Here is a 12,900-nt window from a genome sequence, read left to right as displayed (position 1 = left end):
AGGTACGTATATGGACAAACAGATACTTATTGCTCTTGGTCGTACATGCGGAAGCGGTGGACATGTGATTGCCGAGAGGATTGCAGAACATTTTGGAATTTCTCTGTATGATAAGAACATCTTAAAGCATATTGCAGACGAGAATAATTCCGATTATGAGGAGCTTGTAAAATACGATGAGAAAAAGCGCAATATCTTTCTTTCAAGAAAATATAATGAGCACAATGCTTCAATGGAGGATGTGCTTGCACAGATGCAGGCTGATTTCATTAAAGAAAAGGCCGCTTCCGGTGAATCATTTGTAGTAGTCGGACGTTGTGCTGACGTGGCACTCCACGGAAACGAGAACCTCATCACAATATTTGTAAATGCTGAGGATGACGCGAGAATTAAACGTATCATGACTGCAGACAAGCTTTCAGAAAAGGAAGCAAAGGTCTTCATTGAGAAGAAGGATAAACAGCGTCGTAACTACCACGACAGCCACGGTGTTGAGGGCTGGGGGGACGCAACAACTTATGATATATGCATAAGCTCATCATACTTCGGAATTGAAGAGACAGCCGATTTCCTCTGCGCATACATTGAGAAGAGAATGGCTAAGTTAAAATAAAACAGACAGGACCTTGTAACAACTACGGTCCCATAAATTAAAACATCTACAACAAAAGCTTCACATCAATGATATTCATCACCGGTGTGAAGCTTTTTTATGGTAATATATGCTTTCCCGTTATTACAGAAGCTCTGCTACCTTACTTAAAATAGCGATCTCCTTCTCCTTTGCTCCCATTATATACTTCTCAAATCTGTCAAGGCAGTCGACCTTGCCTGTGATAGAACATTTAATAAGAAGATTCCTTGCTGTGAGCATGAGGTTTACAACCTCCATGTATGAGTCGAGGATCTCACTATTGTACTCCAATATGCCCTTCTCCATGAGGTACTTTATTCTCTCATTCATGAGAACCTTATGATCGTATACAAGATGAAGTGCTCTGATATCGAAATCCGGATCGTCACCTGATAACTGGATACCGATCTGCTTAAGCACCGCGTCATATACATTCACGCCAAATACAGTATCTGTGAACCTGTTTCTCATCATACGGTAATGGTTCTTGCTGTCCTTTGCCTCAAGGTATTCCACAAGAGTATCTTTAATGAACTTTGTATCAATCTTGTAGTATTCCTCTTCAAGGTTCTTCTGGATAACATATAAACCTCTGCGCCCTTTATAATCATCCTTAAACATATGATCATCTGCGGCTGTAATTATATCATAGCCCTTCTTAACATCCTCAAATGATACGGTTGTGTATGAGTAGTGGTCTCCGAATGTAAAGTCACCTACGTTAAATTCCTGCTTGTCCTTGTCATATCCGAATATGAACAGCTCGTGTGGGAACTTGTAATCAGCTCCTGTGTCGCAGAGGATCTTAGCCTCGTCAAATACTCCGTATACATAGCCGCCCAGGTCTATTGTCTTAATGATAAATGTTATGATATCTCCACAATAACTCTCAACCTGCTCCTTGGTCATAAGGGAGAACAACAGATACGGACATTCCTTAATGGAGCTGCTACCCGGCATCATATCAGCCAAAAGCATCTCATCACCTGTGAATATCTCTTCTATGTTGTAACATCTAAGCTGGATATAATTGCTGTATATCCATTCCTTTGCTCTCTCATCATCGCCTATTATTGAAAATAATGTGGCATGCCACTGCCATGAAGTTATCATCGGATAACTCACCGGCAATATTTTCTTATTACTCATGTCTGTGTACCTCCCCTATTTAACCTTTGCTGCAACTGAGTCTACCAAATCATTCATGTCATAATATAATCCTAATGCAAGCTCTGAATCCTCATACAGGATACCAAATTCCTGCTCTAATGCTACTATGATCTGAATGACCGACACTGAATTAATGCCGTACTTCTTCGTCAGCTCTGCAGACATATCAATATTGTCAACATCGATCTCCGGTAACACATCTGAAACTACTTTTAAAACTTTGCTCTTTAATGTTTCCTTGTCCATTTCTAACCTCCCAATAATTATAGTGTAACTACCCTCCGACTTGCGTCAGACTACTGTTGTCAAATCTCCGGCACCTTCCGTCCCCCAACAGAAGTTACGAACAAATGACTGAAAAGTTATTAAATCATGCTATCTCTATTTTATATGTTTTGAGGACTTTTTTCAAGCTTTCTTATAGCTCCTATGGCGGTCTTTATTGCCGACTCTGTATCATACACCTGAGTCTCCTCATAACCTGCCGCTCTACGCTCCTGATTGCCCACTACAAGGAAGCAGGCACCCACCCTTACTCTAAGGGAAGCTCCCGCTATCATAAGGGCTGCCCCCTCCATCTCCGAGGCAAGACATCCCAGCTTGCAGTAGGCGTCCCATCTGGCAAGAAGCTCATATCCCACAGGCTTCTTCTCCGGCTCATGCTGTCCGTAGAAGGAATCCTTGGACTGCACAACTCCCGCATGAGCTGTCACTCCCATCTCCTTGGCTGCCGCAATAAGGGCATTTGTCACTGCAAGATCAGTAACCGCAGGGTACTCAATAGGCGCGTACTCCCTTGATGTGCCCTCCATCCTGACTGCTCCTGTAGCTATGACCAGTTCTCCTGCCAGTACATCCATCTGCATACCGCCGCAGGTTCCCACTCTTATGAACGTATCTGCTCCTACATGAACCAGCTCCTCAAGGGCTATAGCCGCCGATGGTCCTCCTATTCCTGTGGAACACACGGACACCTTAACGTCATCCAGATATCCTGTATATGTGACAAATTCCCTGTTGTCTGCCACCAGCTTTGCGTCATCAAGATATGCCGCTATCTTGCTGCACCTCTTGGGATCTCCAGGCAGTATCACATACCTGCCTACGTCTCCCTTTTTTACCTTAACGTGGTACTCTAAACCTGTATCTCCCTGATATATCATGTAACCGCCTCCTTTAAGTAGAATAAAAAGAAAAACCACAGCATACGAGTTGGTCGGATGTTATGGTTTTTCTGTTACTGCAGTATAATCCTTACTATATTAACTGTTAACTGCCAAATATTAATTTATGTATAATATCTGTCCTGCCCCCGGAAAATCAACACTTGTACTGTGCTAACTTGCTGTCGATGTCATCTGGGATCTCACCGTGGAACTTAATAGTAAGCGGCTTCTCAAGGTCAAGACTGAATACTCCGAGAATAGACTTTCCATCTACTACATACTGTGCTGATGAAACATCAACATCACCCGGAAACTGATTAAGAATCGCAACGAGACTCTTTATATCCTCCATTGTATTGACCTTTGCCTTCATTTCTGTTATCTGCATCTCTAATCCTCCCTGAGCATATCTTATGTGACTTTTTTGTCACCAATCTGTAAATTCATATTACAAATTCATATTAACACCCTTATCCCCTAACGTCAAGAATTGAACATATATAGAACAACTTCTTTGCAGTACATTTTAAATAGAGTACATATATCTGACGCTGTCACTATACTCCTTAGATCGTGCTTTACTTTTTCATGTGTCATTTGACACTTTACTTTAATAGTCTGTTAAGATACTCCTCAACATAATGAATAACCGCGGCTCCATCTCCCACTGCCGTTGCAACCTGACGCACATTCTTTGTTCTGACATCTCCTGCTGCAAATATGCCGGGAACACTTGTCTGTCCTGTCTCTCCCGCTTTCACATAACCAGCTTCATCAAGCTCCACTATTCCCTCAATAAAATCTGTCAACGGAACAGTTCCCACAGCTATAAACATTCCTGACACTAAAAGCATATGTTCCTCCGGAGTTCCATTTACCTGTTCTGCTATCTTCAACTCCAGGCTGCCCGGCTTTCCGCCTATCTCAGTCACCTTGGCAAATGGATGAAATTCTATGTTTGGAGTCTCAAGCACCTGCGCGCCCAGTATTTTTTCTCCTCTGAACTCATCCCGCCTATGAATAAGATGTACCTTGCTGCACATCTTTGACAGGTATAAGGCATCCTCAAGAGCTATGTTTCCCCCACCTACCACAGCAACCTCCTTGTTCCTGAAAAAGGCACCATCGCATGTAGCACAATATGAAACTCCTGCTCCGGCGAATTCTTCCTCCCCCGGAACACCTAAATTCCTGTGTCTTGCTCCTGTAGTCACCAGCACTGCCCTTGTATCCAGGTCTGTGCCATCCTCAAGACTGATTGTCTTATGGTCTCCGTGATCCTCAAGGCTCATTACCTCCCTGTCATCAAACTCTATTTCAAACAGATCTGCATGCTCCCTGAACTTCATAGCCATATCAAATCCGCTTATACCGGGCATTCCCAGATAATTGTCCACCTTCTCAGTATTCACGATCTGTCCACCGGAAAAAGCAGCCTTTTCCATAACCACTACATCCATCATTGCTCTTTTGGCGTAAATTGCGGCAGACAAGCCTGCAGGACCGCTGCCTATAATAACCAAATCTCTCATATCTTCCTCTCCTAATTATCTTTATATTTCTTTATGATCTCACATGTTCTGTCTATATCCTCCTGGCTGTGTGCATAGGATACAAACATGGCTTCAAACTATGATGGTGCAAGTGCGAAAATCACCCCCAACAAAAGAAAGGCAAATCCAATATTCTGTTTTTTCATCAACCACCAAAAATAGTCATTACTTCAACTTACCCAGTCTTGCTGTATTTGCAATCACTATAAGCCTCATTGTCTTTTTCAAAGGCTTCTCCGGATCAATATTAACACAGATATTCTTGTCCTGAATAATAGCTACAACATTGATAGAATATTTTCTTCTTAGATTTAATTCTGATAAATTTTTTCCTTCCCATTCCGGCTTCACTTCAAGCTCTACCATGGAAACATCTTTTGAAAGTTCTATAATATCAATAAAACCAGAACTTAGAAGATTTTTGGCTAATCTGATTCCTGATTCACTTTCCGGAAATACAATGCGGTCTGCTCCCACTTTACTTAATATCTTACAATTCATTTCACTTGCACATTTTGCAATAACAGTTTTAACGCCTATTTCCTTGCATAACAGGGTTGCCATGACACTTGCTTCTAAATTTGTTGCTATGGCAATTATTACTACATCAACATTTGCAATACCAAGCTGTTTAATTACTTCAGCATCTGTAACATCGGCACATTTACAATATGGAATTTCGGATATTGCCGCATTCACAATATCTTCATCAATATCAACTGCAAGTACCTCCGCTCCGTTTTCCACAAGTTCTTTTGCAACAGACCTGCCATATCTGCCAAGTCCAAGTATGGCATATGATTTATTTATGCTCATTTTCTTCATCCTTTCACAATAGATTATCCAATACTGATTTCCTCGGTAGGCTCTTTAATAATATTTTTTTTCTCTTTCGTTGTATTAAACGCAATCACAAGTGATATAGGTCCAACTCGTCCAAGATACATGGTTACAATAATAATCAGTTTTCCCCATATATTCAGTATTGGGGTCAAGTTTCTTGTAAGACCTACTGTTGCAGTTGCACTTACTGTTTCATAAGCAATGTCAAGTGCATTCGCATTTGTAACTGCTGATAAAAGAAGTGTTGATATAAACATAATCATAAACGACATACATACCACTGCAACAGCTTTACTAACTGCCTGTTTTGGGATTGTTCGCTGGAAAAGTACTACATCTTCTTTGTTATTTATCGTACTAAATGCGGCAAAGATTAGCACAGCAATTGTAACAGTTTTGATTCCACCTGCTGTTCCTACCGGGGAACCGCCAATAAACATCAACAATAACGAAACAGTAGCAGAGGCATTCGTCAGATTCTGTTGTGGTATTGTTGCAAATCCGGCAGTTCTCGTAGTTACAGATTGAAATAACGAAGCCTGTATTTTGTCAAATAAAGAATAATCCTTCATAGTAAGTGGATTATTATATTCAAAGATAAAGAAAAACACCGCTCCAACAACTATAAGTACTCCTGTTGCAGAAAGAGCTATCTTGCTGTGTAATGTCAAATTTGAAAAGAATTTTAACTTTTTATTTCGTATATCTTTCAATGCTCTTATTACATCCCACCAGACGATGTATCCAATTCCACCAATAATAATTAATGCACTCGTTACAATATTAATCATCGGATTTAATGCATAATCACATAAACTATTTTCGGATATGATATCAATTCCTGCATTACAAAATGCTGATATGGAATTAAATATAGATATCCATATTCCTTTTGCACCGTACTTAGGCACAAATACTGTCATATACAGAATTGCTCCAGTACCTTCCACAACAAATGTACCAACAAGAACTTTTTTTATAAACTTTACAATCCCTGATAATGTATTCAGATTAAATGCATCCTGAATTAGCATTCTGTCTTTGATACCTATTTTCCGATGCAGACTAATCATAAGCCCTGACATGATAGTAATAACACCCAGCCCGCCAATTTGTATTAAAATCAATATAACAACCTGTCCAAAAAGACTCCATGTTGAAACAGTTGGAAGTGTAACAAGTCCTGTTACGCATATTGCGGTTGTTGCTGTGAATAGTGCATCTATATATGGAACTGCTTCGCCATTAGCTGAACTAATTGGCAATGCAAGTAATACGCTCCCCACAAGTATTGCCAAGAAAAAACTGAGCATGGTTGTCTGCGTAGTAGACAATTTAAAATGAAACTTTTTCTTCATATCCAAACCCCTCTATTCCATCGGTTTACCCAAGAATTTTTCAAGTAAATTCGCATATCCTTTACTTTATTTTCCGTATTCAATATATTGCATTTTTATTTCCTCAACTGCATAATACCTTTTCCTCAAGAAATTCTTTCATTATTTTAATGATTACATTAGTCGTATCCTCCAAATCAAACTTTTCGTAGGGTCTGGATTTTCCATGACATGGAACATCCCAAGCAATCAGATTATACTTCTCCACTTATTTCTTATGCATTTCAATCATCACGCTAGAAACAACCACATAAATTATAGCGATAATAGCAACCGCAATGGCTATATAACGAATCCAACGATTTATACAGAATACAGAAATTGCAATTAACAAAAACTCAATCCCTATCATCAGAAATACTATGGCACTTTGACGATAATGTGGTTTCTTATCCATCGTAGCCCGTTCTTCTTTTGAAGCATACAGATACGCATTATTGAATAAAAATCCTATTTATTCGTGACAGCATCTCTATATTGAACACTCCGAATTATTATATCATAACAGAAGTTATTCTGCATTAATATTTCCGTTATCAAACCACAATAATGGAGAATAAAAAGTTCTATTTGTTATCAGCAAAGTAAGCATAATGAACACCTACAGAAAAGTTAGTATTTATAAGGGGTTGCCGAGAATTTAACAATAAATTATAACAGATAATGCAATCCTTAAATTATGTGCTTGGACAATTAAAATTTGCTTTCTGCAAAGGGCTGGTGCTGCACGATCCTTTACTGATCCCCATGGATTAAAATACTCAAGCTTCGCCACAATATGTGCCTTAAGTCCAAGCTCCTTCTCATAATTAGTAAGTTCCAGAAGTGGTGTATTTACTATAAGTTCTGTCAAACGTGCTGCTATCTTTGCCATAATTTCTGTTTTCTTTCTTTAATATATATTTTTCGGTTCCGGGAAGACTCCCCCTGAAATAAACTACATGATAATTCTTTTCACCTTCCACACGGAAGTATAATTTTCATTTCCCTACCATATCAATAAGAATTATCTTATTCGTTTTAGTTTATAAAAATTTTAGAATTTGGGAGACTTGTTTATATTTTTTTATTTGACCTTCCCCAAAAAAGATGATATAACATGCTGAAAGAAAAAATAATCTTTACAATTTTCTTTGGGGTAAGAAAAAAAGGGGTATTTAGGCGCCCAAAATAATTTTTATTCAAAAGGAGGACATAGTTATGATGAATGCAAATACTATTAAGGTTAGGTTTTATTCATTTGATGATGTGAAAAATTTTGTTGAGGTTATGATAAAATATCCGGGAGATGCAGATATCTCCGGCAACAACAGAAATCTCATGGTAGACGCTAAGTCTATCCTTGGTGTTGCAAGCCTCGGACTCAACACAGATCTCGCAGTAATTTTCTATGACGAGATCACAGATGAGATAAGGGATTTCCTTGCACCATACACGATTGCCGCTTAAAAGCGACGCGGGGCCGGCACCTATTCTAATATATGCCGGTCCTCTCATTTTCAATTTCGGAATTACTCAAGTCATTTTTATTTTTCCCAGAATTATGATTATCCGTAAGTTTTTTCCCCGGTTCTACAGACCACCCGGTATAATTTCATTTTGCTGATATTTGCCCATATCGCATATTACTTCTAATGTCCGCTTGTTATCGGGCTGCTTTTGCGCTAAAATGTCCAGTGAACAAGACCGGGGGATACTGAAGTGGGTAATCCCCTGCCAAATATAAAGGATATGGATATTTATGAATTTACTTACTATTAAAGATTTCAGCAAAGCATATACAGACAAGGTGCTGTTCGATCATGCGGACTTCTCCGTCAATTCCGGAGAGAAGATCGGCATCATCGGAATAAACGGCACCGGCAAGTCAACACTGCTCAAGCTTATATCCGGACTTGACACCTGCGATTCAGGGCAGGTCATAAAGGGCAACAACGTAGTCATCAACTACCTGCCCCAGACTCCTGAATTTCCTGAGGGTCGCAGCATATATGACTGTGTTGTAACTGCAAATGAAAATGAATCAAATCAATGGACCATCGAGGGAGACGCTAAAGCTCTCCTTGGAGAACTGGGCTTTAAGGACATTAATATAGAAGCAAATAAGCTGTCCGGGGGGCAGAAAAAGAAGGTTGCACTGGCTGCTGCCCTGCTGTCCGACTGTGAAATACTGGTTCTTGACGAGCCTACCAACCACCTGGACAATGACATGACGGAATACCTTGAGGAATATCTGAATAATTATAAGGGTGCTCTCGTTATGGTCACCCACGACAGATATTTCCTTGATAAGGTATGTAACAGGATCGTAGAGATAGATAAGGGAAAGACCTACAGTTATAACGCCAACTACGAGGGATATCTGGAACTTAAGGCAGAACGTGAGAATATGGCACTTGCAACAGAGAAGAAACACCAGAACATCCTCAGAAAGGAGCTGGCATGGATAAGGCGCGGTGCCAGAGCCAGAAGCACCAAGCAGAAGGCTCATATAGCCAGATACGAGAAACTGGCGTCTGAGGAACTGATCAAGGAGACCCAGACCGTCACCATGAACTCCATCGGCAGCCGGCTCGGTAATAAGACCATAGAGATATATGATCTGTATAAGAGCTACGACCACCCGGTAATATCGGATTTCTCTTACAACTTCCTAAGAACTGACAGGATCGGCATAACAGGTCCCAACGGCTGCGGCAAATCAACCCTTATGAAGCTTATCTGCGGTCTTATAAAACCGGATTCAGGCCATATAGAGATCGGCGACACCGTGCGTATAGGATATTTCTCCCAGGAAAATGAGGCTCTGCCTCTTGATATGGGGGTCCTTGAATATGTAAAGGAAACTGCCGAATATATCAAGACCACCGAGGGGACCATGTCCGCCTCCGTACTGTGTGAGCGTTTCCTTTTTGACTCCACACTTCAGTACCAGAAGATTGCCAAGCTGTCAGGTGGTGAGAAGAGGCGTCTCTATCTGCTTAAGATACTGGCTACGGCTCCTAATGTACTGATCCTTGATGAGCCTACAAATGATCTTGATATATCCACCCTCTGTATCCTTGAGGACTATCTGGACAGTTTCCGGGGCATTCTTATCGTAGTATCCCATGACAGATATTTTCTGGACAGAGTTGTAAGGAAGCTCCTGGTATTTGACGGGGAAGGCCACATATCCCAGTTTGAGGGCGGATATACAGACTACTATGTGCAGTACGGAACTTTTGCCAATTCTGCGGCGAACTTTAATAAGGTCTCTAAAGAAGCTTGTCCTGCTCCTGTGGTCACGGAAGCATCAAAACACGAGAAGCCAAAAAGAGCCAAGACCAAGCTTTCCTTTAACGAGCAGCGTGAGTATGACACCATTCAGGACGATATCACTGCCTGCGAGGATCGTATCGCAGAACTTGATAAGGAGATAGCCGGTGTGACTACGGATTTCGTGAAGCTCAACAAGCTTATGGCAGAAAAGGAAGAAACCGACGCAAGGCTCACAAAGCTTATGGATCGTTACTTCTATCTTGAAGAGCTTGTGGAGAGCTTAGGCAAATAAATATTGAATAACCGGTAAAAATCCCGGGTAAATAAATTTTTGATTTTGGAGGATTTATCATGGCAGCAAGTTGTGATCTGTGTGCTCATTATGTATATGATGAGGAAGATGATTTTTCAGAATGTATGGTCAACATGGACGAGGATGACTTCGGAAGATTTATTTCAAATTCATATGAATCCTGTCCATACTTCCAGTTGGATGATGAGTATAAGATAGTAAGAAAACAAATGTAATAATGTCAAAATACACTACATTCAGGGCAAAATTTGTAGTGGATTAAATCACACCTACATGCTATAATATAGTTTAATTACGAATTTCAGCAGTGACATATAATTATGGACTATGCTCCATAACAAGATAGTGTCAAGCTTTATATAAAAGCAAATTAATAGTCTGATGTTCAAAATAGGGGGATGACTGCATGAAAAAAAGGTTTCTTGTACTGCTGATGTCAGTTGCAATGACAGTCAGTACTTTTGCCGGAGGAAATACTTTAACCGTCAGGGCAGAGTCTGACAGTTCCAAATCCGAGACTCCATCCATAGACGGCAAAACATATTACTACGATCAATTTGAAAACGATGCGTATAAGTCCGTGTACGATTCCATAGCTGAGGCTGCCTACAAGTTTCATAATTCTACAGCCAATGCTTCACAGTATGTAGACATCAATGAAAAAAAGACCTACACAGCCTTTACAGTCAATGTAAGCAAACAGGACTGGGATGTCATCAATTCAGGTGGACTGGACAGAGTTATCCACGCGTTCTATGCAGACCATCCTGAATACTTCTGGCTCATACCTGATTGTACATATCAGGCTGTCTCAAATGGTGAGAAGGGCTCAGTATTCTACCAGGTAAGCGTTTACTGTTACGAGGATTATGCAAATGGTAATTCCCGTCAGGTTATCAAGAACAACATGGATATCGAGATTGCCAACTATGTTGCCAAGGTTTCCGCAGACGCTCATGATTACGAGAAGGAGTACACCATCCACAACGAAATAATCGACAACATATATTACAACACTGAGGCCGATGCATATAATTCCAAAGATTACTGGGCAGGCACCATAGACGGTGTGTTCAACACCAGTCACAAGAGTGCAACCTCCTTCGGATATGCCAAAGCATTCAAGGCTGTAATGGATCAGCTTGATGTGCCTTGTGTCTACATACAGGGTAATCCAAAGCAGTCTGACGAGACAAAGGACGCCGTAACCTACGACTCCCACGCATGGAACGCTGTATATATAGGCGGTGAGTGGTATCTGGTTGACCTTGCGAATGACGATCCTATAACAACTACCGGCAAGGATGTCCTCAAATATGATTACTTCAACGTTACAACCGAGCATGCTCCTGACCTTGTTCCAAACAAGGATTTCTTAAGCAACATACCTGATTGTACAGGAACAACGTATTCTGTAGACAAGATCCGTGAAGATCTGGAGGACAGTGGTATATGGACTAAGGCCAATTACAATTTCTTCGACAAGATCCTGGACAAATACGGAGTTTCGGTTGTCTTAATCAGTATCGGTATTATAATCATACTTCTTGTAATACTTATTAAGAAGATACATGCCCGCAGGATAAAATCAAAGCAGACTAAGATCAAAAACACAAAGGTTACAGTAATCGAAAGCAAGGAGCTTGATGAGCAGTTGAGACGTCCACCTCTCTGATAACATATAACAGTGATTGCCGGATGTTTAAATATAAAACATATTCTACGATAGCAAAAAAGACATGCAAGAAAATCAATCTTACATGTCTTTTTTATTTACAGTCATACAGTTCATGCCTGCATGAATTCCGGACAGCTGTTCCGAAATTAAATATTTATCTGCTATATGTTACTGTCCGATTATCAACCAGGCTGTAAGGATACCAAGTATCCTCTCATCACTTCTTCCATTTGCAGTGAGAAATACAAGCCCTATCCTTTCATGTCTGTTCCTGGCTTCCTCGTAGAGCTTCTCTGCGTAAGACAGCTTTGAGTCCGCCGGAATAAACTTAAAAACCTCTGATGGGTGTGCTTCCAGATCAAGATACTGCTTAAGATCCTTAAACCGGGTATTCTCGTCTATGTGGCAGTTATCATCCCCCAGCAAAAACGGAAATACGCAGTTATCACTGAAATCTCCCACAACTCTCCTGTCCTTAAGAATAGGTATATGGGATATGTTCTTCTCATTCATGAGCTTTATGGTAGGCAGAACCCTGTCTTCATAGGAACGCCATATAAGGTTTCTGTCAAGGATCGCCACATCTATGCACCTTACCGGATTTTTTATCCTGTCTATCACTGTGTCAAGAAGCTCTATCATCTTATTGCTTGGCTCCACAGGGAACTCATCATCAAGCTTCTGATTATGCTGAAGAAGATTCCTTACCTCCCTGCAATAGTTAAGCTCATATTTTATGTCCTTGAACTCGCTTCTTTTCTCAAGCTTGGCAACCGCTGACCCATCCGGCGGAAGCTTAAATTCATTTATTGCACAGTTCTCAAGCTGCTTGTATTTGTCAAGAAATATGTCTGTGTTGCCCATTTACCCCTCCATTACTGAACA

General features: G+C 40.5%; 14 protein-coding genes and 1 pseudogene. 5 read left to right on the top strand and 10 right to left on the bottom strand.

What is annotated here, in order from left to right; genetic code table 11:
* The first annotated feature begins 10 nt into the window (after nt 1-10).
* On the top strand, nt 11-613 hold the full coding sequence (locus DXB54_RS01865; protein ID WP_021938372.1) for a cytidylate kinase-like family protein: 603 nt from the start codon (nt 11-13) through the stop codon (nt 611-613).
* Between the two features lie 123 nt (nt 614-736).
* On the opposite strand, the gene DXB54_RS01860 is transcribed toward DXB54_RS01865, so the two are convergent.
* The 9 genes and pseudogenes from DXB54_RS01860 to DXB54_RS01820 form a co-directional block, all read right to left on the bottom strand.
* Nucleotides 737-1,783: a hypothetical protein gene (locus DXB54_RS01860; protein WP_021938373.1), complete on the bottom strand. Its 1,047-nt coding sequence runs from the start codon at nt 1,781-1,783 to the stop codon at nt 737-739.
* Nucleotides 1,784-1,798: 15 nt separating this feature from the next.
* Nucleotides 1,799-2,050 (bottom strand): acyl carrier protein, encoded by a 252-nt coding sequence (locus DXB54_RS01855; RefSeq protein WP_021938374.1) that lies wholly within the window; start codon nt 2,048-2,050, stop codon nt 1,799-1,801.
* A 140-nt stretch (nt 2,051-2,190) separates the two neighbouring features.
* Complete coding sequence (gene udp / locus DXB54_RS01850; protein ID WP_118694073.1) at nt 2,191-2,967, bottom strand: uridine phosphorylase; 777 nt, start codon at nt 2,965-2,967, stop codon at nt 2,191-2,193.
* A gap of 157 nt (nt 2,968-3,124) precedes the next feature.
* Nucleotides 3,125-3,358: an HPr family phosphocarrier protein gene (locus tag DXB54_RS01845; RefSeq protein ID WP_118694072.1), complete on the bottom strand. Its 234-nt coding sequence runs from the start codon at nt 3,356-3,358 to the stop codon at nt 3,125-3,127.
* A gap of 217 nt (nt 3,359-3,575) precedes the next feature.
* Nucleotides 3,576-4,502, bottom strand: coding sequence for an NAD(P)/FAD-dependent oxidoreductase (locus DXB54_RS01840; RefSeq protein WP_118694071.1), 927 nt, complete (start codon nt 4,500-4,502; stop codon nt 3,576-3,578).
* A gap of 186 nt (nt 4,503-4,688) precedes the next feature.
* The gene (locus DXB54_RS01835; protein ID WP_158578152.1) at nt 4,689-5,339 is read right to left on the bottom strand and encodes a potassium channel family protein; all 651 of its coding nucleotides are present in this window, start codon (nt 5,337-5,339) and stop codon (nt 4,689-4,691) included.
* 23 nt (nt 5,340-5,362) lie between these two features.
* Nucleotides 5,363-6,724, bottom strand: coding sequence for a TrkH family potassium uptake protein (locus DXB54_RS01830; RefSeq protein WP_243104723.1), 1,362 nt, complete (start codon nt 6,722-6,724; stop codon nt 5,363-5,365).
* A gap of 247 nt (nt 6,725-6,971) precedes the next feature.
* Nucleotides 6,972-7,217, bottom strand: a complete 246-nt coding sequence (locus DXB54_RS01825; protein ID WP_118694069.1) for a DUF3784 domain-containing protein — start codon at nt 7,215-7,217, stop codon at nt 6,972-6,974.
* A 258-nt stretch (nt 7,218-7,475) separates the two neighbouring features.
* Nucleotides 7,476-7,637: pseudogene (locus DXB54_RS01820) on the bottom strand (pyridoxal-phosphate dependent enzyme); the annotation flags it as partial.
* Between the two features lie 326 nt (nt 7,638-7,963).
* Between DXB54_RS01820 and DXB54_RS01815 the strand changes: the two are divergent.
* The 4 genes from DXB54_RS01815 to DXB54_RS01805 all read left to right on the top strand — a co-directional run bounded on the left by DXB54_RS01815 (nt 7,964) and on the right by DXB54_RS01805 (nt 12,012).
* The gene (locus tag DXB54_RS01815) at nt 7,964-8,212 is read left to right on the top strand and encodes an HPr family phosphocarrier protein (protein ID WP_021938381.1); all 249 of its coding nucleotides are present in this window, start codon (nt 7,964-7,966) and stop codon (nt 8,210-8,212) included.
* Nucleotides 8,213-8,504: 292 nt separating this feature from the next.
* On the top strand, nt 8,505-10,316 hold the full coding sequence (locus DXB54_RS01810; RefSeq protein ID WP_118694068.1) for an ABC-F family ATP-binding cassette domain-containing protein: 1,812 nt from the start codon (nt 8,505-8,507) through the stop codon (nt 10,314-10,316).
* Nucleotides 10,317-10,375: 59 nt separating this feature from the next.
* Nucleotides 10,376-10,552, top strand: coding sequence for a DUF6472 family protein (locus DXB54_RS11915; RefSeq protein WP_021938383.1), 177 nt, complete (start codon nt 10,376-10,378; stop codon nt 10,550-10,552).
* A gap of 191 nt (nt 10,553-10,743) precedes the next feature.
* Entirely contained in the window at nt 10,744-12,012 is a 1,269-nt protein-coding gene (locus DXB54_RS01805) for a transglutaminase domain-containing protein (RefSeq protein WP_021938384.1), read from the top strand.
* A gap of 171 nt (nt 12,013-12,183) precedes the next feature.
* Here DXB54_RS01805 and DXB54_RS01800 read toward each other — a convergent pair whose 3' ends face one another.
* The gene (locus DXB54_RS01800) at nt 12,184-12,879 is read right to left on the bottom strand and encodes a hypothetical protein (protein ID WP_021938385.1); all 696 of its coding nucleotides are present in this window, start codon (nt 12,877-12,879) and stop codon (nt 12,184-12,186) included.
* Nucleotides 12,880-12,900 lie beyond the last annotated feature (21 nt).

It is taken from the genome of Coprococcus sp. OM04-5BH, assembly GCF_003482105.1.
GTDB lineage: Bacteria > Bacillota > Clostridia > Lachnospirales > Lachnospiraceae > Coprococcus.
This window is presented reverse-complemented; position numbering and strand designations above follow the sequence as displayed.